This is a genomic window from Citrobacter sp. wls615, assembly GCF_005281355.1.
GTDB lineage: Bacteria > Pseudomonadota > Gammaproteobacteria > Enterobacterales > Enterobacteriaceae > Citrobacter > Citrobacter werkmanii.
Genome location: NZ_SZXM01000015.1, coordinates 12,673 through 37,823, shown reverse-complemented (window position 1 = coordinate 37,823; position 25,151 = coordinate 12,673). Strand labels below are relative to the sequence as shown.

The following is a 25,151-nucleotide window of genomic DNA, read 5'->3' as shown; positions in this document are numbered from 1 at the left end:
GATATTCTGGTAAGTGCAATGCTTGCTTAATCATAGCTTTTCGAGTCCCACACTTGAGAGGCTATTCTAAGAAGCTTTAACCAATCCTGATATATCCTACAGACGTTAGCCCTAATGAGGATGCTTAGGGCATTTCTTCAAGTGCTTTTGTTAGAGAGTCTTTGAAGAAAGTCTTCACCTGTCTTTCATTTTAAGAAATCATCCAGCCCTTCACAGTTTTCTGTTTAGGGCTTTTTCGTCAAGTACACTTGGTAGTCTTGGATAATTCATAGTTACCTCTTCTAAGTGTGGCTATTGAGTGTACTTCACGAAAACTTAAACACACACTTAGAAGGAAATTTAAAATGACTATTCGCAATGAGTTTGAAAAAGAAATCGATAGCAGACCACTAGCTATTAACTCAATTGGTAATGGTGCTCATCCGGTACATAAACAGCAAGAAGCAATTGCTGATAAAGTTGCTAGGGATGAATGGGAACGTAAGACAGCAATCCCAAGTGAAATTATCAATGTTTATCCTGAACCAACTGAGTTACCTGATGTATGCAAGACTGAGGCATTACTTGAGCTTGAGCGGGAATATTACCCATTGCTGAAAGCACAGCGTATTAAGCTTGATATTGCTTACGACAATGTGAAGAACTTTGAAGAAACTGAGAAGCCAACTGATTTTGATATTGAAGTGGAAATTAGACAAAATCCATTCGCGTATTACTCAGTTGAAGATAATGATGGTTTTGGTACAGCAAGAGAGTATGTTTCAAAGGTTCTTCAGAGCATCCCTGAAGGATTCCGTTTAATTGATGTTAGACCAGCTTCACGCGGTACAGGCTCATATGTTTTATTGTCTGATAAAACAGATGAAGAGATTTGTCTGTTAGCTGAAAAGAATCTACTTGAGTGTCATAGCAAAAAATTAAACAGATTTAAGCAAGAACTTGCTGACCAGCTTAAAGCTATGAAGCAACTAATCAGCGACTATGAAACGCAGAAGAAACAAGCATTGCAAGCTGATATTGAGCAGCTAACTAAGATTTCTAGCAAATATGCAAAGGCTATTTGAGGTGATTAATGATTAAGAATCTACTGAATGAAGTTAAAGAAAGATTCAATGATATCGGTGCTCTTTATGAAGAGTATGGTAAACGACTTGCCAGTGGTGAGAAACCCGATGATTCAAGTCGGGAAAGAATGGCTTCTCAGTTTTTGCTTATTGCATATGAAACCAAGAAACTCAAGTTTATGCTAGAGGAAATGGGATTTTCTAGTGAAAGCGAAATTGTGGAAACAGAGAAAAGTTGCCATATGAAGATTTTGGATTAAAAGAATTAAATTGTGAGGTGATGAATGATTGATTTAACTGAACGCTATGAAGTTATTAAGTCTGTTTGTGAAAACTTAAAGCTACAACCAAATAAGCCAAAGCTACGAATTAAGAATCAACGTCAAGTTATCACCTCGCATAAAGCAAAGGTACGTAAGATTCCTTCATGGTGCTTAGACAAGCTACCACATGACGCACAGTTATTAGGTGAAGATGGGATTCACACTTACGTTTACCATTAGCTTCTGATTGAATCTAATAAGAATTGGTTGGGTCAAACTAATACGGGAGAGATTATCTAGATTATCATCTGGGTAACTCTCCTTTTTTGTATATGAGCTACGTGAAATCTCTTGAACAGATACCAATATCAAAAATTATTTTTTACGTAGCTCACGCTTAAAGAGGTGAAAAATATGAATGAGCAAGTTTACAGTTGATTCGTTTATCGTTGAGTTAGGTTTCAATGAGAACGTTATTAAAGGTCTGCAAAGAGTTGAAAAACTCGCTATGCAGTCAGCTACAAAGATTGAACGTAATTTAAATAAGGCATTTAAAGTTAACCCAAAGAGCATGGATAAGGATTTAACGGCCTCTTTGGGGAATATGGAAAAGAAGATTAACCAGACTTTTAATAGATTGGAAGAAAGAGCTAAGTCTACGAAGGTCTTTAAGTTCAAAACTCAGGTTGAAGAAACTGTTAAAGCAGCAAGGCAACCACGAATTAGTGGTAGCCGAGCAATCACAGCAGCGCATAGTGTGAATATGTCTAAGCTTGGTGATGTTAATCCGCTAATGGCGAAAATGTTTAAAGCACAGTATTACAGCTTAAGCGGTAAGGCTGGCAATCTTGGAAATGAAAAGTTTAACCTTGAGCTTGTAAAGTTAAATCAAGCTCTGCGTGAAACGTTGAATAAATTCAGGTCACAGACAAAGACCACCAACATCAATAAAGTAAATGACTCTTTTAATAGCCTTGCTGGTAATGCAATCAAGTTATCCGGTGCATTCTATTCTGTAATGGGTGCTCTTAACGCTTACAAGAGCATTATGAATGCAGGATTGAAAAGAGATTCAGCACAGCGAGCAGCTAAATTTGTTCTTGGAAATAAAGCACCTGAAGCTGAAACATTTATCAGGGGGTTGGCAGACAAGACAGGTTTAAATATCAGTGAAGGTTTATCAAGCTACGCTAAGTTTGCCGCTGGTGCTCAGGGTTCTATGTCACAGGATGAGACACAACAACTATTCGGTAATGCAACTGCCATGAGTCGCTTAATGGGGCTTAGTAACGATGAGCTAAACGGCATTCTGAAGGCTTTTGAGCAAATGGCATCTAAGGGCAAGATTCAGGCTGAAGAACTTCGTGGTCAATTAGGCGACCGTATGGCGGGTGCATTTAAACTATTCGCTGAATCGCTGGGTATGACAACAGACCAGCTTGATAAAGCGATGAAAGACGGGAAGGTGCTTTCCGCTGATACTCTTCCTAAAGTCGCTAAACAGATGGGCTTGATGATTGATAAAGCGGGTGGCTGGGCTGAAGTCGCCAAGAGCACTCAAACAGCTTTAGGTAAGTTAGCAAACAATTGGGATGATACGCTTATTAAAGTCTTCTCAGGTTCACAGGATGAGTTAAACGGCTTCTTAACCAGCCTAAGCAGCTTGCTTAGTGAAATGGGTATGGTTAGCGGTTCTGCTGGTGATGCTATCGGTGGGCTTATCAACATGCTTAAAAATGGTGTTGATGATATTCGTGTGTTCAATAACAAACTTGAAGGGTGGATGCTTCAGGTTAAAAAGTTCTATTACAGTCTTGATGATGCACAGCAAAAGTTAATTGACGGTGCTGGTGAGAAACTACTTAATTTCGTCAAAGGGCTTACTATGGCGTTATCAGTGAAAGCAGTAGCAAGTTCTACGGCAGGGGTTTTAAATCTTGTCAGAGCAATTACAACGCTTGGAGCAAGAGCTAATCAGGTTGCTGGACAGGTAACTTCACAGGTTGGCGGTAAAGGTGGGAGATTTAATGGTGTAGTTGGTGGTGTTGGTACTGCTGCTGCATTTGGTTTCGCTAATGATGGAACTGAATTAGCTTTAGCGTTTGCCTCAATGATTCCACAAATTAGAGGTGTTACTCTTGCATTGTATGCGCTGAAGAAAGCCGCTAATTATGTTAATTCAGAGTCAGCTAAAAACGCTAATCTACATCCTTCTGGTGTCGGTGTTGGAACTGATTTTAACTCTGCTTATTCTGGTGACCCTGATAAACCGAATGAAATTAATGAAGGGTGGAGTCGAATTTTTAGTTCAGTGGGTGATTTTTTGGATAATGCAGCTTTGAATATTGCAAGATTCCAGCATCCAGAACTAAACAATATCACTCAGAACAGTTTGACAAGTTCAGATATTCAGTCGCTACGGAATGAAATTAATGCTTTGAGTAAACGTATTCAGGAGCCTGTTAAAGTCTCTCTTGGTGGTGAGGTTGCTATTAAACCAGACCAAGATAGTTTTATTAATTTCAGCAGCAATATCTATGATAATTATGCAGAGGCAACTTTAATTAGCTCAAGCTATCCAGAAGACTAGTAATTTAACCGTGTGCTACGTGAAAATTAAAAATTACGACCTATAACTACTCAGGTGTATTCACGTAGCTCACCCTTAAGAGGAATACAACAATGTTTAACACAAAACAACTTCGATATAGTGGTAAGGATGGTATTTATTTCCACCTTAGAGATAATGTAGATGCTTTCTTAACATTATCTGCAACAGAGAATATGGAGTATGATTCACCTATGATGGTGACTACTCAAGCAATGCAGAGTGGACAGACAATCACTGATAACGTCCAAAGAGCACCTAAGACAATTTCTATTAGCGGTGTTGTAGTAGTAGGTTCAAGCGGTTCTATTATAAGAACCAGACAAGGTCAATTAGTCGAAAACTTTATTTCAACTGTAGAGACTTGGAGAGACCAGAAGCAAATTATTTCAATCGTCTGTAAAGATGGTATTAAGATTGATGACTCTGTAATTACCCAATTCAAAGCTTCTAAAGAACACACAATTTCTAACGGTCTACGTATTCAGATGACCTTCCAAGAAATTAACTTTAAAGCCGTTGTAGGGACTACAGATGTGAGTGCAGCAACTGGTAAAACATCCACGACTAAAGACGATGGTGTGACTTCTAAGAAAAACACTGGTAATACTACAACGTCTTACGGTTCACCAATGTTATCTTGCAAAGAATTAATGCAGGTAACAGATTTGTCGGGCTATTCACCAGAAGGAAGAAGCAAGATTCTTGATGCTCAAATTGGTTGTAATAAGTCTTGGAAGGTTGACTATTCAAATCTTTCTAAAGAAGAAACAACCAGCATTCAGAAGGCTAATAATGAAGCTGGTCGTGTTCTCAAAAAGTTTTCTGTAAATCCGAATAAGCGCGGTACTTACTAAGCGTCTACCTCTTCCATATCAGAAGCAGGATAAACCCTTGTTACTGGTTCACCAAAAATAAGCATATCATCTAATGACTGCATCTCATCGGTTGCTTCTTCAAGCGTTAAGGTGTGGTCATCTTTCCCATCAAGAGGGAAACCACGAATCATATTTCCATTGTGAAGATATATATCCACCAGCTTTTCATTACCAGAAACAACAATCTCTTTAACCAGACGTTTGATAATAATCTGGGCTTCAGTTCTTCCCTCTACAGACTCCATATCAAGGCCGCTTAAATCCAAGCTTGATACAGATTTTACTCTCGCCTTTTCTCGTGATAACTGAGCTATCAGTTCATCTTTCTCTTCCTGCTTAACCCGTAATGCTTCCTGAATCTGAGTGATGTTAGGTAGCTGTATCAGTGTCTCAGTAAGCTTTTCCAGTTCAATATCAACGGTGGTTAATCTTCGTTGTAGCTCATCTAGCCTGTCCGTATCAGTAGCTTCATCGTGTAGCTGTGACAGTTTGCTGAATAGACGGCTACAAAGCTGTGTATCAAGTAACTTTCTGGACACTGTACCGTAATTACAACGGGACTCTTTATTGCCATTGCAACGGTAAGTACCTTGGTAAACTGGTTTACGTATCCCTGTAGGAGTCATTACAAGACCACACTTACAACGGACAACCCCCTTCAGTATATTCACGTATAACCAGTGTTCACCGCTGGATGTTTTCCCCTTCCCCGTTTCCTCTAACAATTGCTGTACAGCGTAAAACTTAGAATCTGTGACAATCTGAGGATAGAACCCTTCAATTTCTTCACGTAATACGGTTTTACGGTCTTCTGTAGAAATCTTAGCAGGTAGATAACCTAATACACTTCGTGAAGTCAGGATGTGTTTAACGCTTAATGCTGACCAGTTACCATCCGGTTTCTGAGTCTTGGATATTCTGACTTTACGCTGGTTAATGGTTGGGTAACCTTGTTCGTTTAACCATTTACAGATAGCAAACATCGACAACCCAGACAGACGCTTGTCAAAGATGAGATTCACCAGTGACGCTTTATCTTCATCAACGATGTAGTGTGACCCGTCTTCTGATAGCTCTAACCATCCGGGGGCTTGCTTACCCATAGGCTTCTTAAGTTCTCTTGCTAGCTGTGTCTTATGGTTCCAGACCTGAGCTATACGCTTTTGCTTAACAAGAGATTCTTGGTGTGCTCTCTCAGCTATGATGATGTGCTTAATCAACTTCACAGGGTCTGTTAAGGCTGACTTGTCGTAAAGTTCACCATCTCCCAGAGTCAGAATAGAGACACCCTTCCTCAGTATCTGCCTAACATCATCTATAGCTGTGTCGATATCTGCCCTACTGAAGCGGTCAAAGTTCTCTACAACAATCAAGGAACCTTCTGGAATAACCCCAGACATTACATTTTCAAACATCCTTCGAAAGTCAGAACCCTGATTCTTATGTTGCTGGTGAAAACCAGATTTACCCTTATCAACATATCTGTGAGCAGGAAGAAGGTAATACTCTTCTTTATGTTTAGAGTAGAAAGCATCAATGAGGTTTGTTTGTCGCCTTAAGGAGTCTCCAGAGTCTTGCTCTTTAGTACTCCACCTGATGTATGTCACTAGCAGCTTCATATCTTCGGACTATGCTTATCTAAGTGGTTCATTGAACAGGAGAACAATCATATGAGCGTTAAGGCAAGAATACTAGTGCTTTATTATTCCATGTACGGACACATTGAAACTATGGCCCATGCAGTTGCAGAAGGCGCGAATAAGGTAGACGGCGCGGAAGTCATCATTAAGCGTGTACCAGAAACTATGCAGCCTGAGATTTTCCTCAAGGCGGGCGGTAAAACACAAAATGCACCAGTCGCCACCCCGCAAGAACTGGCTGATTACGACGCCATCATTTTTGGTACCCCGACACGCTTTGGCAATATGTCCGGCCAGATGCGTACCTTCCTTGATCAGACTGGCGGGCTGTGGGCTTCCGGCGCGCTGTACGGCAAACTCGCCAGCGTATTCAGCTCAACGGGGACCGGCGGCGGTCAGGAACAAACCATTACCTCAACCTGGACGACGCTTGCCCACCATGGGATGGTGATTGTGCCTATCGGCTACGCAGCGCAAGAGCTGTTTGATGTCTCACAGGTTCGCGGCGGTACGCCTTACGGCGCAACCACTATCGCCGGAGGCGACGGCTCCCGTCAGCCAAGTCAGGAAGAGTTGTCTATCGCCCGCTATCAGGGTGAATATGTCGCAGGTCTGGCAGTAAAACTCAACGGCTAATCTTCAACAGGAGGATTCGAATGCCAACTCAAGAAGCGAAAGCCCATCACGTCGGTGAATGGGCAAGTCTGCGCAATACATCGCCGGAAATAGCCGAAGCCATTTTTGAAGTCGCGCATTATGACGAGAAACTGGCGGAAAAAATTTGGGAAGAAGGTAGCGATGAGGTGCTCATCAAAGCCTTTGAGAAAACAGACAAAGATTCGCTCTTTTGGGGTGAACAGACTATCGAACGCAAAAACGTCTAGCGCTCTGACTCCCCCGCTCGCACGGGGGAGTTTTTCTTTTACTTCGCCGCCTCATTCAACACGCTATCGAACTTATCGATCGGGCAAAAGCCGTTCGCATCTATCGGACACCCTTTCAGCTCCAGGGTCACGCGCTGCGCCGGAGATTTCAGCGTCAGGACATCCGCATTACGCAGTTGCTGCGAGCTTTGATAGACGTATTCGATTTTCATCAGATCACGATTCGCCTTGCTGTCATGCCAGCGCTGGAAGACAATCTTCCCGCCGATCGGCGTACGCTCGTTCTGATCGTGAAGCTGGTACGGTTTGAAATCCAGCGCGGTGAGCAGCGAAGCAATGTTTGAGTCATGCCCCACCAGCACGGTTATTTTCGGCGCTTTCGCGCGTTCGGTAACCAGCGCATTATCAATATATTTCACCAGCGGTTTGGCGACGTTCTGCGCAACTTCCGGCGAGGTGAACAGGCTGTCCTGATAGCCATTTTTCAGCTTCGACAGCACCTTCCACTGTTGATCGGACTTAATTTCCCCCCAGGCGACCTGGTCCATCGGGAAACCTTCGTAATATTGCAGCGTAAAAGCATCGACCAGCGAGTTCCCCACCTTTAATGGTCCTGACACCCCCGGCTCCTGCTGGTATTTGGCGCTGAACGTATCTTTGGCGTCGGTCAGGGAACACTGCTGTTTTTCTTTGCAGGACGGCGAGTCTTTGTAGTCGGTCATTTGCTCAAGCAATTGATAGCTGTCGCTGAGCTGCATTTTGCTGCGCTCTTTTTCCATCGCCTGGACGGCCTGCTGGCTGAAGGCGGCAGAATCATCGGTGATCACCGGGTTAAAAGTGGGATCCATGGTACCCATTTTTTCCTGATGATGAACTGGAACGTCACACCCCGGGAATGCGCCAGTGACAAAGAACTGCGCCGTAGCAACCGTACGCTGCAGGCTATTCGCATAGGTATAGACCGTGTCCGGAGCCGGACATTCGCCCGTTTTCACCATCCCTTGCTCTGCCAGCCACTCACGCATGTAGTGACCCATATAGACTTCCAGCACGCCGCCTTTGGTGGTGAGTTGCCCGCCAGGAACATCCCATTCCGGCCATTGTTTAGGCGTGGACTGCTCAAGAACGCTGCCGTTATTGGCTAAAGGTGCACGTAAGTTATGCCGACTCATCATCAATACTTGCTGAAGCTGATAGCCTTCCGGCGCGGTCTGCGCGTACGCGGCGCCTGACACTAATACAGCCCCTGCCACGGCTGCGGCGATTAACGATTTATTCATCCCTACGACCTCTTGTTGTTATCAATCACAACAGAGTGTGACAGAAACAGGACATTTTTCCGGGAACGCTTTCGCAAAACAGGGCATCTACCGTGTTGTTTTAATACCGAACTCGCTATTGAGTTTGCGGATCCCTGGTGGAGTAAAGGTGACATGGCGACTACCGGTCTGCGTTTTAATCCACTTTTGTTCGGTAAACCAACGTAGCAGCGTTGCGCCAAGCACGCCGCCAGGATGGTAACGTCGCTCACTCCAGTCCAGACAACCGCAGGCTAATTTTCGCCGTGACGAGCCGGTAAAGAGGACGATCCCCATTTCCGTCAGCTTTTCCTGCCCGAGTTCAGTTAGCGTTTCACCATCCGGCGTTAACCACTGGCGGGAAACGAACGTATCAAACAGTCTCACCGCCACTTCTCCGGCGAGATGGTCGTAGCAGGTGCGGGCATGCCGCAAACTCAGGGGCGTGGTGATTTTTCGAGGGGTAGATGTCGCCCACGCCACCCCCATCAGTCGTTCCAGCAGCTCAGCAATCTCTGCGCCTGCGAGGCGAAAATAACGATGCCTTCCCTGAGCGAGCGCCACCACAAAATGTTGCTCGCACAAACGCGCCAGATGCGCGCTGGCGGTTGAAGCGGATACATCCGCGACAGCGCTGAGTTCGGTCGCGGTCCAGGCGCGGCCATCCATCAGCGCGCACAGCATACGCGAGCGCGATTTATCGGCCATGACTGCTGCAGTGAGCGCCATGCGCGACTCCAGTTCGCCCTCTTCTTCCTTTAACATCACCGATGCCATAGTGACCTCGTTGGCCCTGAATATCTGAATTAACGATGCCATGAAAGCGCGCTAAAGTCACCGAAGGGTCACACCGCACGTAACATCATCTCCACACCCAGTCCGAGCAGACACAACAGAAAACAGCGTTTAAACACCAGCGGTGAAATAACCCGACGTACGTGGGTTCCCATCCACTGACCAATCAGCGCGGGAACAATGGCCAACGCCGATAAGCTCAGCGACTGTGCAGGCAGCGCGTTGTGCCACCACAGTCCAAGCGCCAGTGCCAGCGTTGAAAATGTGAAAGAGATCCCCAGCGCCTGCACCAGTTCATCTTTCTCAAAACCCAGAGATTGGATCCAGGGCACCGCAGGCATCACAAATACGCCGGTTCCGCCGGTCAGCAAGCCGGTAACGAATCCAATAACGAGGGAGTACGGTTTTTCACGGTGCGCGGCCACCGCGATCTTCTTACCCGCCAACGTCCAGATGGCGTAAGCCACCAGCGCTACGCCGAGCGCAAACTGGGTGCGGGCCGTGTCGCCGCCGGTAATCCAGGCACTGGCAAGCAGGGTCGCTACCACCACCATCAACAGCATTGGCCACAGCCGTTTGAGTAATCTGCGCGTATTACCACCGCCGCCAAACTGGAATAAATTACTTATAAGTGAGGGTAATAGCAGCATTGCCGCTGCGGCAACCGGCGAAATAAGCGATCCGAGGATCCCCATCGCCACGGTGGGTAACCCCATACCGGTGACGCCTTTCACCATGCCTGCGAGGACAAATGTCGCGGCAATCATCATTACCAGAGAAGGTCCAAACGCTACAGAACTCGTCATGTTGCATTTTCCTGCAAAGAGAAGGTGACCTATTCTGAACACCAATCACCCTGCTTGCTTCGCCAGACAACGAAATATGTCCTCCCGTTTTAGCGACGACAGCATAAAAAATGCCGGGTTTCCCCGGCACGATTATCAGAACGTTTTCGCCCACCACAGCCGAAGCTTCATGCCCCAGTAGCTGGTCCAGCCGCTGGTTGTAGACATCACCCGGCCTTGCGACATCACCACCAGCGTGGGCGTGACGCTGACTGCCCAACTGTGGGAAATGGCCCCGTTTGCATCATTGATGACCGGAAAGTCCACGCCTTTTCGCGACAGCCAGCGGGATACCTCGGCTTCATTACCGGAGCGTAGCGCAATGGTCATCACGTTTTCCCCTTCCGAACGTAGCCTGGCGACTTCCGGCGTCGTGAAGCGACACACGCCGCACCAGCTTGCCCAGAAATAGAGCAATACCGGCTCGTTTTGACTCAGCGCCGCCAGCGTGACGGTTTCACCATCCAGCGTTTGTAAAGGCGTACTGTCAAACGAGGCGGGGAGCTGTGGCGCACGCCAGGCATCCATCAGCAGCATCACACCGGCTAACAACGCCAGTAAGATCACCCCTTCGCGCAGCCAGCGGCGCAGCTTACTGACCATTGGCTGCCGCCAGTTTTTCTTTTACGACTTCCTCAAGCGTTTCCCACGGTACCGCGCCGGGAATGAGTTCATCGCCAATAATCGTTGCAGGAGTACCTTGCACCCCGACCAGTCGCGCCAGTTGCAGATTCGTACTCAGCGTTTCAGCACTTTGCGCGTCCAGCGTCACCGGAGTGGCGCCCGCTTTTTCCTGGGCCTGCTTGATACTCACGTCAGTATGATAGCTCTTCTTCTGCATCAGCTTTTCATGCAGCGCCAGAAACTGCTGCGGATACTGATGCCAGGTGGTCAGCACGGTCCGCGCCGCCAGTTCCGAACTTTCCCCTTTAAATGGCAGGGGTTTAATGACCACCGCCACATCAGGATATTTCTGCACAATTTTCTCCAGCATCGGATCGAGCTGTTTACAGTATGGACAGTTGTAATCGGTAAAGTTTATCAGCGTCAGTTTCGCCTGCTTTGCACCAATACGTGGACTGCTGGGATCGTTAAACAGGGCTTCCTGGATAAGCGCTTCGATTTGCTTTTCCTGTTCCGGGGTAAATGGCGCAGGCTCTTTCGCCACGCTGACGGCGGAAAACAAGGTTAACAGCAGAACAATCATCATCTTCATGGGGTGACTCCTTTGGCATCATTCAACGTTTGCAGTACCGCATCGCGGGTTAACAACGTTGGCAACGCCTGACCTTCCGGCAGACCGGGGCCATAAATTTGGTTATACGGCACAGCAACCTGGCCGCGTTTTTTCAGAAATTCGGTGATGGCTTCAGAAGGGAGCGTCCAGTCGCCGCGCAGCGCCACCACATCCGGCTGTTGCAACGCGGTCTGGACGTCATCTTTATGCAAGACGTTGTATTTATTTACCTTACAGGTAATGCACCAGTCTGCCGTGACGTCAATAAATACACGTTTGTGTTGCGCCAACGCCTCTTCAATTGCCTGCTCGCTAAGCGGCTGCCAGTTGACGCTCTCTTTAGCGTTACTTTGCCCTGCCAGCCCTAAATGCGGGAGCAGCAATGTCGCAAGCCAGATAGCCGAACCCAGCATCATCACGCCGAGAAGACGCCGCAGGATATTCATCCAGCGCCCCGGCCGCGGCAGGCGCAGCGCCAGACCGGGACGCAGGGCCACCAGCAGCCACGGCAGGCTCATCCCCAAACCCAGCGCGATAAACAGCCCCCACAGCGTCGGTAATGAGGCCGTCAGCGCCACCGCCACCGCCGTTCCCAGAAACGGGGCACTGCACGGCGTGGCGAGCAGGGTCGCAAATGCGCCTTGCCAGAAATGCCCCGACAGACCGTTGCCGCCGTGAGTCGCCAGCGTGGTGGTCATCACCGAAGGCAAGCGGAATTCAAACCACCCGAACAGGCTGGCGCTAAACGTCAGCATCACCAACACCATAACGCCAATGAACCACGGATTCTGGAACTGGATCCCCCAGCCAAGCGCCTGATTGGTTAACCGCAGTACCGTCATCAATAGCGCCAGAGCCATAAAGGAGACCAGTATTCCGGCTACCGATGCGAGGAACTGACGACGAATCTGGCGGCGGCTTTTTTCCTCGACCAGTAAAATCGAACCCAGCTTCATGCCCAGCACCGGTAACACGCAGGGCATCAGGTTGAGAATCAACCCGCCCAATAGCGCCATTAGCGCCACCTGCCACAGCGGGAGTGAGGCGTTATCACTGGCTGGCGCTTCACCAATAGCAAGACGGCTTTCCTGTGCCACGCCGTTATCAGCCAGCACCAGCGTGACCGACTTACCGCGCAGATCCGGCGCGCCTTCCCCCCAGCCATCATGTACAGGTACCGTGGCGCGTAGCGTTTCCCCGTCAACCTGGATTTGCGGCATACCAAAATCCGCATCATCTACGGCATCCAGATACAGCCCAGGCGCAGTCCAGCCTGCGGCGCGCTGCGCCTCAACGACCAGCTCTCCGGCACGCGCTCCGGCATGAAGAGAATCAGTCAGGCCACTGGCGAGCGGGATCTGCCCCATCGCCTGAGCGTAGTCATGCGCAAAAGTCGGATCCTCGGCGGTGGGCATTACGGAAAAGGGGAAATCCGTCAACAGGCAAACGTTGCTACAGGTGGATAGCGTCAACACGCCGCTAAGCGTGGCGGGCGATCTGCCGCGCACCATCATCGGGAACGTCACCCGATCGTGATACCCCTGGGTGGTGATATTGGCGACCTCAAAACGCGCAGGGGTTGGCCAGAACCAGTCAACCGTGGGCATTTCGCCCTTCCAGGCGATAGACGGCGCGACGCCCCCCTCCCCCGGCGAACGCCAGTAGGTTTTCCAGCCATCTTCCAGTTTAACGTCCAGCAGCAGGCGGGTTTCACCGACTGCGGACGTATCGGCACGTAATTGCACGCTGGCGTGATCGTTATCGGGTGAACGTAGCCAGCCGGGTTCAGCCGCCCAGGATACGGGCAGCCAGAGTAATAACAGACAGAGCAGCGCCTGCCTGAAAACAGTCATCATAGTTTTTCTCCGTGAATAATTATCTAACAGTCAGCAACGGCTGTTCTGTCATTCACGGAAGACGCAAAATCGGAGATGTACCCTAAGAGTGGGCGGCGAGATGGCTCGCGGTGGGAAAAAAGGTAAACGAAACGCCCGCACTGGTGCCAGCAGCGACAGCAGCAGACACAGCGCCAGAATAATGCCCTCAAACAGTACCGGTGGCGCAGCCAGTAACGACTTCGCACTCAGTTCACATGGCGTAACCGGGGTAGCCTCATCAGGTTGCGCTTGTTCGCTTGTGACAACGTTTGGAGCAACGGTGTTCATCTGCAACGCATGCAGGCCCGCCATGCGCTGCGCGGTGCAAACCATCACCACAACACATGCCAGACAGAGGAACCACCATCCCAGCCGTTGACGTTTCGCCATTCTACCCTCACTGATTGATGCGGGTTATCTTAACCACTCGCCAGGTTTTAGCAACCTTTGCGCTGTAAAGTTATGTCCTGCTGTTTGAAGGTTTTACACGCCTTCGCGCAATAAATACGCTATATTTGAAATCATTATTCACCATATTCTCAGCATTATTTATTACAATATAACATTGCGAATTAAATAACTCTTAAAAGGTTACGCCAGTTATTATTCATGCCTTACGAAAGATTCCGCATAATATTTCACGCTGGTTTAAAAAAGACACTTCTAACGCACTGCCATGTATTGATGCGTAAATGAAAGTAAGGGGCAGTACATTTTCAATGTGAGTATCGTATTATAGCGAAACGCAATGGACACCCGTTCATTTCAAGAACAACTTGTTTAATAAATGTTATTTAGAGTATATGGAAATGAAAAAATATTTATTACCCCTGATTGGATTACTTTTCACAGTTAGCACCCAGGCAGCAACATTTACCGACGGCAAACAATTTATCTCACTTGAGAAACCTGTCGCTACAGCACCGGCGGCGCTGAAGTTTTTCTCGTTTTACTGCCCTTCATGCTATCAATATGATGAAGTGTTTAAAGTGACTGATAACGTGAAAAAAGTTCTGCCTGCTGATGTCAAACTCACCGAGTATCACGTCGACTTTTTAGGCCCTTTGGGGCAAGACATGACGCATGCCTGGTCCGTCGCCATTCTCCTGAACGTGCAGGACAAAGTGAAACCATTACTGTTTGATGCCGTGCAGAAAAAACAAACAATTAAGACAGCAGACGATATTCGTAACGTATTTATCAACGCCGGTGTTAGCGCCAGCGATTATGATGCCGCGTGGAATAGCTTTGCTGTGAAATCGCTCACTGCCAAACAACAGGAAATGGCTAAAGCTGTAGATTTAAAAGGTGTGCCTGCCATTTTTATTAACGGTAAATATATGATCAATCCGAAGGGGCTGAAATCAGATGACCTTAATTCTTTCGTACAGAACTATGCAGATACGGTCCGCTTCCTGATCACCAAATCCTGATATTTCGCTAACCCGACTATTCGCACCACACAACAGACGCCACAAGCTTGTAAAGCGCTGTTGGTGGTGCGACTCCATTGTTTATAACGATATCCTTTCTTCCCGGTTGGCATTCGCCGTTATCAGGATTACCCTAAACTTAGCGGTGACACCTTTTGTCAGGGTTCACCTTCTGCAAGTGTTGATTTACACGAGAGAACGCTATGGAATTAAAGGATTATTACGCCATTATGGGCGTGAAACCGACAGACGATCTCAAGACAATCAAGACCGCCTATCGTCGACTCGCCCGTAAATACCATCCTGATGTCAGCAAAGAACCTGACGCAGAAGCCCGGTTCAAAGAGGTCGCTGAAGCATGGGAAGTACTGAGTGATGAACAACGACGCGCCGAGTACGACCAGTTGTGGCAGCACCGCAACGACCCTCAGTTCAACCGTCAATTCCAGCAAGGAGAGAACCAAAACTACAGCGCCGAAGATTTCGACGATATTTTCTCCTCCATTTTTGGTCAGCATACACACCACACGCGACAGCGCCATGCCAGCCGCGGACACGATATTGAAATTGAAGTTGCCGTATTCCTCGAAGAAACGCTCACTGAGCATAGCCGCACTATCAGTTACAACCTGCCGGTTTACAATGCCTTCGGTATGGTTGAACGGGAAATTCCCAAAACGCTGAACGTCAAAATCCCGGCAGGCGTGGGCAACGGTCAGCGCATCCGTTTGAAAGGCCAGGGTACCCCTGGTGAAAACGGAGGACCGAACGGTGATTTGTGGTTGGTGATTCATATCGCACCGCACCCACTGTTTGATATCGTCAATCAGGATCTGGAAATTGTCGTTCCCGTAGCACCGTGGGAAGCCGCTTTGGGCGCAAAAGTGACCGTACCTACGCTGAAAGAAAGCATCCTGTTAACCATCCCTGCGGGCAGTCAGGCCGGGCAGCGGTTACGCATTAAGGGCAAAGGTCTGGTGAGTAAAAAACATACCGGCGATTTGTACGCGGTGATCAAAATCGTGATGCCGCCGAAACCTGACGACGCCAGCGCCGCTCTGTGGCAACAGCTGGCAGATGCACAAAAGACCTTTGATCCGCGCAAAGAGTGGGGGAAAGCATAATGGCTAATGTCACCGTCACCTTTACCATTACCGAATTTTGCCTGTACACCGGTGTATCAGAAGAGGAACTGCATGAGATTGTCGGCTTAGGGGTGATTGAACCCCATGAAGACGAGACCTTTGACGATCATGCCCTGACCGTAATGCGACGCGCAATGCGCCTGCGCCAGGAGCTGGAGCTTGACTGGCCGGGAATCGCCGTTGCGCTGACGTTGTTAGAAGAGAACGCGCAGTTGCGTCAGGAAAACCGCGTGTTGCGCCAGCGCCTGTCTCGCTTTATCAGCCATCCGTAGTACGTTGGGGTCAGCATCGCGCTGGCCCTTTTATGATCCAGTGTCCACGCTTAATGACATTGCTCAGCGAATGGCATACAGTCAGAATAAGAAATATCTCAAACCATAAGACGTTAGGCCATGCAGCTTAAACCCCTCACTAAAGGTCGTTTTCACAATATCTGGCAGCAGGATGATGCCTTAATCGAGAAAATATTCCAGGAGTTGCTCTCTGAAACTCAGATTATCCTGGAAGATGAATATCTCTATCGCCAGGGACAAATTGTTGATCGACTGATTATGGTGCAGTCGGGCAGAATTTCTTTGCGCTACAGCGCTGAGAATGGGCGTCGTTTTCAACTGGGCGCAATGGAATGTGATGAACAACTGTTTGGAGAAATGGAATTTTTTACCGGTTACCGCTGCCAACTGGATATTGTAGCCGAAGAGCCGCTGACCGTAGCAGTGTGCAGCTGTGAACGCCTGGAAGAGGCGCTGAACCAACACCCCAGACTGGCGATATTTTTCGCCAGCGCGATGGCCGTTGACTATCAGGATATGTTAGAAATTTTCCTGCACCGGATGCTCTACCCAATCGTACACAACGTAGCGTACGACCTGTATCGCCAGCATCAGAACAAACAACCGATGGATGGTTTTCATAAAAAATATCAGGAAGCGGAGCGATTCGGCACGACCGACAGGGTATATCGACGGGCGGTAAAAGCGTTGACGGATGCCGGGCTGGTAACGCGTACGAAACAAGGTCTGGAAATTAAGGATCTGGAAGGTTTACGCCAATTTCTCGGTAACGACATCATTGACTGACACACCAACCATTCTGAGTGTTGGTGTGCCGTCGGGTCGCTATCAGAACTTATAGGTGAGGTTGAAGTAGTGACCAAGACCGGTGGTGCGCCCTGCTCCACCGTGATTTTCCATCAATGCCATATTGCGGAAATACTTCAATCCATAACCTACCGCATAGTGTTCTGAATGCCAGTAAATTCCGTTATACCATTCAATCGCGTTATTGCTATACAGCGGCTGGTTAGCAATCTTGTTAGCGGCAAACTGATAGTCAAAGTATCCCTGATAGTTGAGATAGCTGCCGTTAGCGAAGGTATAGAACGGCGTCGACCAGTTGGTCGAGAACATGTAGCCATCCCACTTACCTTCGTTATCCGCGCCATAGTTTTCACGAACATAGTGGGCATAGATGTTCATTCCCACCATACCAAACCATGGGACCTTAACATCCGTACCTAAACCGACATAATGTTCAAACAATTCCCGATCGCCGATGTTATTCACCGTCGCGATATAAAATTCGTTAAATGGGCCAACGGATAAATCTTTATTGAAAATAGCATCCAGGGAAAACCGTGGAGATATCTTGGCGAAGAAGTTATCACCACCGTGACGGTCGTCCTGCTTGCTGTCTAAAATATCAAAGAAATCGACATAACCATACAGATCGATAATTCCGGAACGTGCACCGAACTCCAGTTCCAGATAGGTGTCATTACGAATACCATACGGTACTTTCGCATCCACGCTTTGCATTAAATTCAATTGCATCCAGTTAAAATCATTTTTACGAATATTGCCATCAGTATAATCAGCCGCAAGTGCTTGCGTACAGCTGATAGCAATTACAGTGCCCAGAACTGTTTTTTTAAGCATTGATATTTTTTTCTTCAGCATTTTCAATTCCTTTGAGTAAGGTTGTGTGTCGCCCCACCCGATAAAGGGTGTGGCGGCTGGCTATCTAATTAAGGAGGTAAGCGTTATTACTGTATTTATTTACGTTTGAGTTTGAGTGTCCCCATCAGCATGACGAAGATAATTAAATACAACACCGGTATTGCATACATTATTTTCTGCAATCCCATCGTTTTTTCCATCAGAGCACTGATCGCAGGACTAAACATAGCCCCGGCGCTACCACTAATTAAAATATAAGAAACGTTCTGACTACTCGCACGCTTAACAAACGAAACGCCATAAGCAATAAAGGAGTTATACAACGCCGCACAGACAAACCCATAACTGTAAGCGAGATAATCAAGCCCAGAGATCTGTTCTTTCGTAACGATAATGGTAGTAATCACACACGCCAGAAGAATAATACTGAGCAGGAAATAATGGATCTTCACCCGGGAAACAATCACGGTAGATACTAACGCCCCGACCAGCGCAGCCCCCCAGTATTGGGTAATAATATTCCCGGCCTCTTCAAATGGAATACCAAACTTGTTCTTCACAAATAACGGTGCCCAGGTGAGGAAGGTATACAGCGCCAGCATGCCTAAAAACAGACCTATACCGCCGCTGATAATCCCAGGATTCCACTCTGATTTCACTGCATCTGTGCGATCCGCCGCAGGAGCCGTTTCGCAGGCATTGAAGCGGGTTAGTATCACAACTCCCAGCGTGAGTAAGGCCACTATGCCAACGCTAAGGTAGCTATAACTCCACGACATATTATGCGTCAGGGCAAAGGTAGTGATCAGCGGAAAAACCACGCCCGCAACGTTAAAGGTGGCATCCTGAACCACCAGCATCGTGCTCTGTATACGATCCTGCCAAACCGAAACCACGATTGTTCCCGCCACGCACAGACCAATACCGCCGCAGAATCCCACTAAGGTCATGGCGACCATCACCGGCCATAAGCCGGGGCTTAAGTGCATTGCCAGCGCGCAGAGGAATACTATCGAATAGATAATCAGCGTCATACGCTTCACACCGATTTTTTCTATCAGGAAAAAGGCGGCGATGGTCCCAGCTAGTGCTCCGCCATTGAGTAACGAAAATATTGAGGCGACAGTATTTACATCGGCACTGTAGCGCACTGCAATCGGTTCAATCAGCATGCCGAATTGGCTGGCAAACCCTGCCATAATAAAATTTGCCAGAAAACTAATCAGCGTAAGTGCTATTTTATTCTTCATATAATGCCATCTCTGATTGGTTCAATTAAAAGACGGGGCTAAGCCGTAACGGCCGTATTTAGCGCCAGCTCTATCATATTTTTAAAGGTTAACTGTCGTTCCTCTGCCGTCGTTTCTTCTCCTGTCAGGCAATGATCGGATACGGTTAAAATAGCCAGTGCTTCAATACTAAACTGATGCGCTAGTGCATACAGTCCAGCTACTTCCATATCCACCCCCAGCACACCGAATTTTTCCAGTGCCGGAATTAAATTTTCGTCAGGGTCGTAATAAAGGTCGCCACTGAAGACGTTACCGACCTTAATATCGATTCCGGCCTTTTGTGCCAACGTCCACGCCTGCTGTAATAATGGAAAATGCGCAGACGTCGCCATTGCGTAGCCCGCGCTACGTTTTAAATTAGTAACGGAATCCGTTCCGGCAGCGACGGCAAGGATAATATCGCGCATTTTGACATGGTGTTGGGTTGCCCCCAGGCTACCGACGCGAATAATTCTCTGCACGCCAAAATCATGTACCAGCTCATGGGCATAAAGCGTCATTGAAGGAATGCCCATGCCGTGTCCCATTACCGAAACAGGTTGTCCAAAATAAAGACCGGTATAGCCCAACATATTGCGCACATTGGTAACTTCGCGGTAATCCATTAAATAGTTTTCGGCAATAAACTTCGCGCGTAGAGGATCGCCCGGCATAATCACAGTTGGCGCAAAATCACCCGGTTTAGCATTAATATGTGCAGTCATAACAATTCCTGAATTATGGGTATTGAAGATATGCAGGGATTGTAACCAGACGTTTGCAGGGGATTGAGGACAAAAGTCCTGCTCAGAGGATCGGCCTCTCATTTCTGAGAGTTAGTGTTGCAGTCTTGTGGCTCAGCGGAAAACCGCGCCCCCGGCACAGTCGCTCGGAGGTATCGCAAAACAAGCCTCTGCGAAAGGTCAAAGTCGAGGTGTCGATCTCGTTTTGCATCAATGTTAAACTCGCACACTTTCTATTAGACCTTTCTTAATTATGATAAAGCTACTTTCACGCTACATTTCCGTAGGGATTGTAAACACGGCATTACATTGGACGGTGTTCGGCATCATGGTCTACATCATGAAAAATGACCAGGCCGTGAGCAACGTGGTGGCGTTTTTGATAGCTGTGACATTTTCATTTTTTGCCAACGCAAAATTTACATTTAGTGCAAAAGCCACCAGCCGGGGGTATGTGCTATTTGTTGGATTTATGGGGCTACTGAGCTTTATCTCTGGTCAGGTATCCGATCACTACAACATTTCCCCTCTCATAACGTTGATAGAGTTCTCCTCTATCAGCCTGGTATGTGGCTTCTTATACTCAAGGTTCATTGTTTTTAGGGATCCGAAATGAAAATTTCTCTGATTGTTCCGGTGTTCAATGAAGAAGATACAATACCTATTTTCTACAACACGGTGCGTAGGCATGAAGAACTAAAAAAATATGATGTCGAAATTGTGTTTATCAACGACGGTAGCAAAGACGCTACAGAATCAATCATTAATGCTCTCGCCGTATCTGATAAGCTCGTCGTCCCCATTTCATTTACACGCAATTTTGGAAAAGAACCAGCAATTTTTGCAGGCCTTGAGCGTTCCTCTGGTGAGGCAGTTATTCCTATCGATGTTGACCTACAGGATCCAATCGACATAATTCCATTGATGGTCGAAAAGTGGCTTGCGGGTGCAGATATTGTGCTGGCAAAGCGTGCAGACCGCTCAACGGATGGAAAACTGAAGCGCAAAACCGCTGAATGGTTCTATAAATTACACAATAAAATAAGCGATCCGAAGATCGAAGAAAACGTTGGTGACTTTAGACTTATGTCCCGCGATGTAGTTGATAACATCAAACTCATGCCGGAACGTAATCTCTTTATGAAAGGTGTGCTTAGCTGGGTAGGTGGTAGTACTGATGTTGTTGAGTACACACGAGCAGGACGCATTGCGGGTAAATCAAAATTTAATGGCTGGAAATTGTGGAATCTTGCTCTGGAGGGTATTACCAGTTTTTCAACGTTCCCATTGCGAATATGGACCTACATTGGTTTTTTTGTAGCCGCTGTATCCTTCTTGTTCGGTGCATGGATGATTATAGACAAGATTTTTTGGGGAAATCCGGTTGCGGGATATCCATCTATCATTGTCTCAATCCTTTTCCTTGGTGGGATTCAGTTAATTGGTATCGGTGTGCTTGGTGAGTACATAGGTAGAATCTACATCGAAACCAAACAACGACCACGCTATATAGTTAAAAAACAAGATGGGATTTAACATGTTCTCTAGATACGATAAAAAAGCATTGTTTATTTACTCAGGATTAGCCCTGTTGTTTATTTATCCCTTAATCCAGGCGGGCATATATTACAGGGATGATTTAGACAGATCCATAACAGGAGTTTACGGCTGGCGTGGTCTGGGTCGCCCTTTTGCAGATATTTTAGCAAGATTTTTTTCTGCCAGCGGACACTATAACCTGGACCTATTTCCTTATACAATGCTCGCATCATGTATTTTCTTAGGCGCATCTGCGCTTGCGCTCAGTAAGCACCTGATTAGATCAGACATTCCGAACGCAAATATGGTGGCAGCACTTTTAATATTCAATCCATTCATTTTGCAGAATATTGCGTACAGGTATGATAGTCTCGGCATGTCGATAGCCTTTTTCCTTGCGGTGATTGCATATACCTATAAAAATAAAAATCTGACGATAGAAATTGCGACAAAATTAATCGTTGGCGTATTATCTTTAACCTTATATCAACCATGTGCCAATATTTTTATTGGCTTGCTTGCAATTGATATGATCATCATCGCAACAAAAAATAATATAAAATTTCAGGAGTCAATAACTTTCTTATTCAAAAGAACGATTTTATTCGTATCGTTTTTTCTTATCTACATGCTTTTCTTCTCGCCAAAAAATAACTCTCGAGCAGAATTGATACATTTAGATCAAGGGGGGTTAGAGCATCTGGCCAAAACATTAATTGCCCTAAAAAAAATGGTTCTTTCTTATCTATACCACCCAGTTTATATTTACTTCGCAATCCCAATACTAATAAATTGCGTGTTTATGCTCATTGCTTACCGTACTAATATAAAGCAAATAGCATCATTTATTTTGTATGGAGCCATCTCCTTTTTAATATTCATTATTTCACTTATGGGGCCAACATTATTACTTCAGGACGCACCAGTCCTTCCCCGTACTTTAGTCTCGTTTTCAGTTATACTGGTTATAATTGCTATACCGGTTATGCGTTTCGCTCCTCGTTTTAAATACGCGGCACTGATTCCAGTCATTGCCTCGCTTGCTTTTAGTGCTCAACTAAGCAACGCTATGAAGTCACAACAACAATATGAAGATTTTGTTTTTAGCATGATTGCGCAGGACATTGCCACTCATAAAGACATCACATCCATTGGTACTGTAGGTCAATTGAATAAAAATGAAAGAGCAAAATTATTAATAGATAATAAACCACTTATAGGCTATTTCGTTTATCCGGCCACCCAATTCTTAGCATCCTTTCAATTAGTTAATAAAGGATTACCTCAAACCAGGCATGGTTATACTGATGTGGATGAAAGCAAAAACCAACTTGCTAACATGATTAATAAAGGAATTCAACCCGTATCATCTAATGAATATTATTCATTATTCATCGAGAACAACGCGGCTATAATCTATTTAGGTAAATTTAACAATTAATTATTAACAGCCCTCACACTTAATGTTGAGGGCTTTATTTTTGAAGAGTCAGAACCAATTATATCCAGCGAAAAAGAAGTTACCTATAGCCCGCCCGGGTTGAAGTGGGGAGTATGATGGTTGCTCGATTATGCCTTCACTTACCAATTTTAGGCAACGTAACACCACCAACTCTTACAGTGACAGGTTTCGAATTTTCCCTATAAGCAAAAAGGGGTTACCTTTCGGTAACCCCTTTTCATGTTTGGCGGAAGCGTAGAGATTCGAACTCTAGAACCCTTTCGGGTCGCCGGTTTTCAAGACCGGTGCCTTCAACCGCTCGGCCACGCTTCCAATGAGGCGCACTATAAACATCCCGAACGGACCTGTAAAGTACCAATGTGTTCGTTTGCCTGAAAAACAGCCAAAATAGTGTTAATCGACTGAAATAAAAACAAATTGGCCATTTATTCAGCACAAATAGCGGCTGCCACGCTTAATGTTTTTTGATGTACATATCTTTGGTGTAGTAATTTCCGCGGTTATCCGGCGCAAATCCTCCTACCCACGGCTTCACCAGATGAGTGCGAACATAGTGATAAATCGGAATAGCAGGTACATCCTCACCTAACAGATCTTCAGCCTGCTGGTAGTCTTTACCTCGCTCTTCCAGTGAACTTGCTTTCGCTGCCTTATGCATCGCTTCATCAAAGGCAGGGTTACTGTACCCGGTGGTATTCTCACTGTCGCCGGTGCGGAAAATATTGAGGAAACTTGAGGCATCGTCATAGTCGGCTATCCACGCATAGCGCACAACGTCAAAATTACCGGTGTGCATGGTATCCAGCATGGTTTTCCATTCCTGATTTTGCAGCTTCGCCTCAACACCAAGATTTTTCTTCCACATCGACGATGCGGCAATCGCAATACGCTGATGCGTTTCGAAGGTGTTGTAGAGCAGATTTAAGCTCAGTGGATGTTCCGGACCATATCCGGCCTCCGTGAGCAGTTTTTTGGCTTCAGCAATACGTTTGTCGAGTGGCCACGACGCATACTCTGGCGCATGCAGTTGTACCCCACCTATTTCAGGCTGGCTGATAACCCACGCCGCACGTTGCCCCTGCCCCATCACCTTTTGCGCAATGATGTCTTTATCCAACGCCATATTCAGCGCCCGACGCACGCGCGGGTCATTAAAGGGCGCTCTGGTCGTATTGAACTGATAGTAATATGTTGAAAGCTGAGGCGAGACATGGAGTTCATCGCCCATGGTCTTTTTCAACTGCGCAAACTGATTGACCGGTACGCTATACACAATGTCAATTTCCCCCGCCTTATAGCGGTTCACGTCAGCAGACTCTGAACTAATGGGCAGGTAAATGACTTTATTAATGACCGTGTGCCGATCGTCCCAGTAATGCGGGTTACGCTCGGCAACGATGCGCTCATTGACCACCCACTGCGATAATTTGTACGCCCCGCTGCTGACAAAGTGCTCCGGGCGGGTCCACTTATCGCCAAAACGGCCAATCAGCACTTTATCGAGCGGGACCAACGACGGGTGCGCCAGCATCGCCAGAAATGCCGCCGTCGGTTGCGTTAAGGTAATTTCCAGCGTGGCATCATCCAGGGCCTTGACCCCCAGCGTGGCGGGATCTTTGTTACCCTGAGCAATATCGACCGCGTTCACCACGTGCATATTGCCCAGATACGAGGCATATGGTGAAGCCGTTTGCGGTGAGACCAGCCGCTGCCAGCTCCAGACGACATCCTGTGCGGTGATAGCCGATCCATCTGACCAGGTTATGCCTGGACGTAAATGAAAGGCCCAGACGGTATTACCTTTATTCTCCCAGGATGCGGCAAGACGGGGTTCAATAGACCCATCCGGCTTAACTGCCACCAGTCCGTCGAACATATCGCTGATTAAATTAAACTCCACGTTGCTTTCGACTTTATGCGGATCCAACGACGCTGGCTCGCTACCGTTGTTTCTCACCAGCTCCTGTTTTTCTGCAAGTACTGTTCCTGCCGGAACATTTGCCGCCCTCGTAGCGCCGTTTACCGACATCAAACAGGCAGCCAGCAACGCAAATGTAAATACCTTCGATTTATCTTGAGTCATTCCCTTTACCTTATTGCTCTGTTTATGATGGCACCACTGTCACTGTCAGAGAGAAACGGGAATAAGGCAATATTTTTCAGTTACCTGGCTGATATCTGACAGGCATTTTTGCACATACAGTGCTAACA

The 25,151-nt window shown here is 46.9% G+C and carries 26 protein-coding genes and 1 tRNA gene; 14 read left to right on the top strand and 13 right to left on the bottom strand.

All coding sequences use genetic code 11. The features are described from left to right. The first annotated feature begins 344 nt into the window (after window positions 1–344). The 5 genes from FDX04_RS04710 (at window position 345) to FDX04_RS04690 (ending at window position 4,792) form a co-directional block, all read left to right on the top strand. The gene (locus FDX04_RS04710) at window positions 345–1,064 is read left to right on the top strand and encodes a transposase (protein WP_137370510.1); all 720 of its coding nucleotides are present in this window, start codon (window positions 345–347) and stop codon (window positions 1,062–1,064) included. 8 nt (window positions 1,065–1,072) lie between these two features. Next, entirely contained in the window at window positions 1,073–1,324 is a 252-nt protein-coding gene (locus FDX04_RS04705; protein WP_137370509.1) for a hypothetical protein, read from the top strand. Window positions 1,325–1,348: 24 nt separating this feature from the next. After that, window positions 1,349–1,567 carry a hypothetical protein gene (locus FDX04_RS04700; RefSeq protein WP_137370508.1) on the top strand — a complete coding sequence of 73 codons (219 nt, stop codon included), beginning with the start codon at window positions 1,349–1,351 and terminating at the stop codon, window positions 1,565–1,567. Between the two features lie 178 nt (window positions 1,568–1,745). Continuing rightward, window positions 1,746–3,917: a tape measure protein gene (locus tag FDX04_RS04695; protein WP_137370507.1), complete on the top strand. Its 2,172-nt coding sequence runs from the start codon at window positions 1,746–1,748 to the stop codon at window positions 3,915–3,917. A 92-nt stretch (window positions 3,918–4,009) separates the two neighbouring features. After that, window positions 4,010–4,792: a phage baseplate protein gene (locus FDX04_RS04690; protein ID WP_137370506.1), complete on the top strand. Its 783-nt coding sequence runs from the start codon at window positions 4,010–4,012 to the stop codon at window positions 4,790–4,792. On the opposite strand, the gene FDX04_RS04685 is transcribed toward FDX04_RS04690, so the two are convergent. Beyond that, a complete protein-coding gene (locus FDX04_RS04685) occupies window positions 4,789–6,432 on the bottom strand; it encodes a recombinase family protein (protein ID WP_137370505.1) in 1,644 nt (547 codons plus the stop codon). The two genes, FDX04_RS04690 and FDX04_RS04685, sit on opposite strands and share 4 nt — an antisense overlap. Before the next feature lie 51 nt (window positions 6,433–6,483). On the opposite strand from FDX04_RS04685, the gene wrbA reads away from it, so the two are divergent. Next, on the top strand, window positions 6,484–7,089 hold the full coding sequence (gene wrbA, locus FDX04_RS04680; protein WP_137370504.1) for an NAD(P)H:quinone oxidoreductase: 606 nt from the start codon (window positions 6,484–6,486) through the stop codon (window positions 7,087–7,089). Window positions 7,090–7,109: 20 nt separating this feature from the next. Next, a complete protein-coding gene (locus tag FDX04_RS04675) occupies window positions 7,110–7,337 on the top strand; it encodes a YccJ family protein (RefSeq protein WP_038639537.1) in 228 nt (75 codons plus the stop codon). A gap of 38 nt (window positions 7,338–7,375) precedes the next feature. Here the strand turns inward: FDX04_RS04675 and agp are convergent, their stop codons facing one another. The 7 genes from agp to FDX04_RS04640 all read right to left on the bottom strand — a co-directional run bounded on the left by agp (window position 7,376) and on the right by FDX04_RS04640 (window position 13,779). Next, a complete protein-coding gene (gene agp / locus FDX04_RS04670; protein WP_042314118.1) occupies window positions 7,376–8,617 on the bottom strand; it encodes a bifunctional glucose-1-phosphatase/inositol phosphatase in 1,242 nt (413 codons plus the stop codon). A gap of 87 nt (window positions 8,618–8,704) precedes the next feature. Beyond that, window positions 8,705–9,412 (bottom strand): helix-turn-helix transcriptional regulator, encoded by a 708-nt coding sequence (locus FDX04_RS04665; protein ID WP_137370503.1) that lies wholly within the window; start codon window positions 9,410–9,412, stop codon window positions 8,705–8,707. A 68-nt stretch (window positions 9,413–9,480) separates the two neighbouring features. Continuing rightward, entirely contained in the window at window positions 9,481–10,236 is a 756-nt protein-coding gene (locus FDX04_RS04660) for a sulfite exporter TauE/SafE family protein (protein WP_137370502.1), read from the bottom strand. A gap of 135 nt (window positions 10,237–10,371) precedes the next feature. Continuing rightward, a complete protein-coding gene (locus FDX04_RS04655; RefSeq protein WP_042314123.1) occupies window positions 10,372–10,878 on the bottom strand; it encodes a protein disulfide oxidoreductase in 507 nt (168 codons plus the stop codon). Next, the gene (locus tag FDX04_RS04650) at window positions 10,868–11,491 is read right to left on the bottom strand and encodes a DsbA family protein (protein ID WP_137361065.1); all 624 of its coding nucleotides are present in this window, start codon (window positions 11,489–11,491) and stop codon (window positions 10,868–10,870) included. The genes FDX04_RS04655 and FDX04_RS04650 overlap by 11 nt, the downstream gene beginning before the upstream one ends. Beyond that, a complete protein-coding gene (locus FDX04_RS04645) occupies window positions 11,488–13,368 on the bottom strand; it encodes a protein-disulfide reductase DsbD domain-containing protein (protein WP_137370501.1) in 1,881 nt (626 codons plus the stop codon). The genes FDX04_RS04650 and FDX04_RS04645 overlap by 4 nt, the downstream gene beginning before the upstream one ends. A 48-nt stretch (window positions 13,369–13,416) precedes the next feature. Then, a complete protein-coding gene (locus FDX04_RS04640) occupies window positions 13,417–13,779 on the bottom strand; it encodes a copper resistance protein (RefSeq protein WP_137349317.1) in 363 nt (120 codons plus the stop codon). A 419-nt stretch (window positions 13,780–14,198) separates the two neighbouring features. Between FDX04_RS04640 and dsbA the strand changes: the two genes are divergently transcribed. From dsbA to FDX04_RS04620, 4 genes are all read left to right on the top strand, one after another. Then, window positions 14,199–14,822 (top strand): thiol:disulfide interchange protein DsbA, encoded by a 624-nt coding sequence (dsbA, locus tag FDX04_RS04635; RefSeq protein WP_137370518.1) that lies wholly within the window; start codon window positions 14,199–14,201, stop codon window positions 14,820–14,822. Between the two features lie 203 nt (window positions 14,823–15,025). Beyond that, a complete protein-coding gene (gene cbpA / locus FDX04_RS04630) occupies window positions 15,026–15,946 on the top strand; it encodes a curved DNA-binding protein (RefSeq protein WP_137370500.1) in 921 nt (306 codons plus the stop codon). Beyond that, a complete protein-coding gene (gene cbpM / locus FDX04_RS04625) occupies window positions 15,946–16,239 on the top strand; it encodes a chaperone modulator CbpM (RefSeq protein ID WP_042314134.1) in 294 nt (97 codons plus the stop codon). The genes cbpA and cbpM overlap by 1 nt, the downstream gene beginning before the upstream one ends. A 120-nt stretch (window positions 16,240–16,359) precedes the next feature. Then, window positions 16,360–17,046, top strand: coding sequence for a Crp/Fnr family transcriptional regulator (locus FDX04_RS04620; protein ID WP_042314136.1), 687 nt, complete (start codon window positions 16,360–16,362; stop codon window positions 17,044–17,046). A 42-nt stretch (window positions 17,047–17,088) separates the two neighbouring features. Here FDX04_RS04620 and FDX04_RS04615 read toward each other — a convergent pair whose 3' ends face one another. The 3 genes from FDX04_RS04615 to deoD all read right to left on the bottom strand — a co-directional run bounded on the left by FDX04_RS04615 (window position 17,089) and on the right by deoD (window position 19,921). Further along, a complete protein-coding gene (locus FDX04_RS04615; RefSeq protein ID WP_042314138.1) occupies window positions 17,089–17,925 on the bottom strand; it encodes an outer membrane protein OmpK in 837 nt (278 codons plus the stop codon). 95 nt (window positions 17,926–18,020) lie between these two features. After that, entirely contained in the window at window positions 18,021–19,175 is a 1,155-nt protein-coding gene (gene tsgA, locus FDX04_RS04610; protein ID WP_042314140.1) for an MFS transporter TsgA, read from the bottom strand. Window positions 19,176–19,213: 38 nt separating this feature from the next. Continuing rightward, window positions 19,214–19,921, bottom strand: coding sequence for a purine-nucleoside phosphorylase (gene deoD, locus FDX04_RS04605; RefSeq protein ID WP_079224765.1), 708 nt, complete (start codon window positions 19,919–19,921; stop codon window positions 19,214–19,216). A 271-nt stretch (window positions 19,922–20,192) separates the two neighbouring features. Between deoD and FDX04_RS04595 the strand changes: the two genes are divergently transcribed. Genes FDX04_RS04595 through FDX04_RS04585 form a run of 3 tightly spaced genes read left to right on the top strand, consistent with a single transcriptional unit; the run spans window position 20,193 to window position 22,919 of the window. Further along, window positions 20,193–20,555 carry a GtrA family protein gene (locus FDX04_RS04595; RefSeq protein WP_137370499.1) on the top strand — a complete coding sequence of 121 codons (363 nt, stop codon included), beginning with the start codon at window positions 20,193–20,195 and terminating at the stop codon, window positions 20,553–20,555. Beyond that, on the top strand, window positions 20,552–21,475 hold the full coding sequence (locus FDX04_RS04590) for a glycosyltransferase family 2 protein (protein WP_079224767.1): 924 nt from the start codon (window positions 20,552–20,554) through the stop codon (window positions 21,473–21,475). The genes FDX04_RS04595 and FDX04_RS04590 overlap by 4 nt, the downstream gene beginning before the upstream one ends. Window position 21,476: 1 nt before the next feature. Next, window positions 21,477–22,919: a glucosyltransferase domain-containing protein gene (locus tag FDX04_RS04585; RefSeq protein WP_137361068.1), complete on the top strand. Its 1,443-nt coding sequence runs from the start codon at window positions 21,477–21,479 to the stop codon at window positions 22,917–22,919. A 245-nt stretch (window positions 22,920–23,164) separates the two neighbouring features. On the opposite strand, the gene FDX04_RS04580 is transcribed toward FDX04_RS04585, so the two are convergent. Continuing rightward, window positions 23,165–23,252: transfer RNA gene (locus tag FDX04_RS04580), tRNA-Ser, on the bottom strand. Window positions 23,253–23,394: 142 nt separating this feature from the next. Beyond that, window positions 23,395–25,023 (bottom strand): ABC transporter substrate-binding protein, encoded by a 1,629-nt coding sequence (locus FDX04_RS04575; RefSeq protein ID WP_137370498.1) that lies wholly within the window; start codon window positions 25,021–25,023, stop codon window positions 23,395–23,397. Window positions 25,024–25,151 lie beyond the last annotated feature (128 nt).

Bases quoted from the DNA above. Each gene is read 5' to 3' on its own strand.
- dsbA (WP_137370518.1), top strand. From the start codon at position 14,199: ATGAAAAAATATTTATTACCCCTGATTGGATTACTTTTCACAGTTAGC.
- FDX04_RS04705 (WP_137370509.1), top strand. From the start codon at position 1,073: ATGATTAAGAATCTACTGAATGAAGTTAAAGAAAGATTCAATGATATC.
- FDX04_RS04595 (WP_137370499.1), top strand. From the start codon at position 20,193: ATGATAAAGCTACTTTCACGCTACATTTCCGTAGGGATTGTAAACACG.
- agp (WP_042314118.1), bottom strand. From the start codon at position 8,617: ATGAATAAATCGTTAATCGCCGCAGCCGTGGCAGGGGCTGTATTAGTG.
- FDX04_RS04690 (WP_137370506.1), top strand. From the start codon at position 4,010: ATGTTTAACACAAAACAACTTCGATATAGTGGTAAGGATGGTATTTAT.
- FDX04_RS04695 (WP_137370507.1), top strand. From the start codon at position 1,746: ATGAGCAAGTTTACAGTTGATTCGTTTATCGTTGAGTTAGGTTTCAAT.
- FDX04_RS04585 (WP_137361068.1), top strand. From the start codon at position 21,477: ATGTTCTCTAGATACGATAAAAAAGCATTGTTTATTTACTCAGGATTA.
- FDX04_RS04660 (WP_137370502.1), bottom strand. From the start codon at position 10,236: ATGACGAGTTCTGTAGCGTTTGGACCTTCTCTGGTAATGATGATTGCC.
- FDX04_RS04650 (WP_137361065.1), bottom strand. From the start codon at position 11,491: ATGAAGATGATGATTGTTCTGCTGTTAACCTTGTTTTCCGCCGTCAGC.
- wrbA (WP_137370504.1), top strand. From the start codon at position 6,484: ATGAGCGTTAAGGCAAGAATACTAGTGCTTTATTATTCCATGTACGGA.
- FDX04_RS04620 (WP_042314136.1), top strand. From the start codon at position 16,360: ATGCAGCTTAAACCCCTCACTAAAGGTCGTTTTCACAATATCTGGCAG.
- FDX04_RS04640 (WP_137349317.1), bottom strand. From the start codon at position 13,779: ATGGCGAAACGTCAACGGCTGGGATGGTGGTTCCTCTGTCTGGCATGT.
- FDX04_RS04575 (WP_137370498.1), bottom strand. From the start codon at position 25,023: ATGACTCAAGATAAATCGAAGGTATTTACATTTGCGTTGCTGGCTGCC.
- deoD (WP_079224765.1), bottom strand. From the start codon at position 19,921: ATGACTGCACATATTAATGCTAAACCGGGTGATTTTGCGCCAACTGTG.
- cbpM (WP_042314134.1), top strand. From the start codon at position 15,946: ATGGCTAATGTCACCGTCACCTTTACCATTACCGAATTTTGCCTGTAC.
- FDX04_RS04655 (WP_042314123.1), bottom strand. From the start codon at position 10,878: ATGGTCAGTAAGCTGCGCCGCTGGCTGCGCGAAGGGGTGATCTTACTG.
- cbpA (WP_137370500.1), top strand. From the start codon at position 15,026: ATGGAATTAAAGGATTATTACGCCATTATGGGCGTGAAACCGACAGAC.
- FDX04_RS04645 (WP_137370501.1), bottom strand. From the start codon at position 13,368: ATGATGACTGTTTTCAGGCAGGCGCTGCTCTGTCTGTTATTACTCTGG.
- FDX04_RS04615 (WP_042314138.1), bottom strand. From the start codon at position 17,925: ATGCTGAAGAAAAAAATATCAATGCTTAAAAAAACAGTTCTGGGCACT.
- FDX04_RS04590 (WP_079224767.1), top strand. From the start codon at position 20,552: ATGAAAATTTCTCTGATTGTTCCGGTGTTCAATGAAGAAGATACAATA.
- FDX04_RS04685 (WP_137370505.1), bottom strand. From the start codon at position 6,432: ATGAAGCTGCTAGTGACATACATCAGGTGGAGTACTAAAGAGCAAGAC.
- FDX04_RS04665 (WP_137370503.1), bottom strand. From the start codon at position 9,412: ATGGCATCGGTGATGTTAAAGGAAGAAGAGGGCGAACTGGAGTCGCGC.
- tsgA (WP_042314140.1), bottom strand. From the start codon at position 19,175: ATGAAGAATAAAATAGCACTTACGCTGATTAGTTTTCTGGCAAATTTT.
- FDX04_RS04700 (WP_137370508.1), top strand. From the start codon at position 1,349: ATGATTGATTTAACTGAACGCTATGAAGTTATTAAGTCTGTTTGTGAA.
- FDX04_RS04710 (WP_137370510.1), top strand. From the start codon at position 345: ATGACTATTCGCAATGAGTTTGAAAAAGAAATCGATAGCAGACCACTA.
- FDX04_RS04675 (WP_038639537.1), top strand. From the start codon at position 7,110: ATGCCAACTCAAGAAGCGAAAGCCCATCACGTCGGTGAATGGGCAAGT.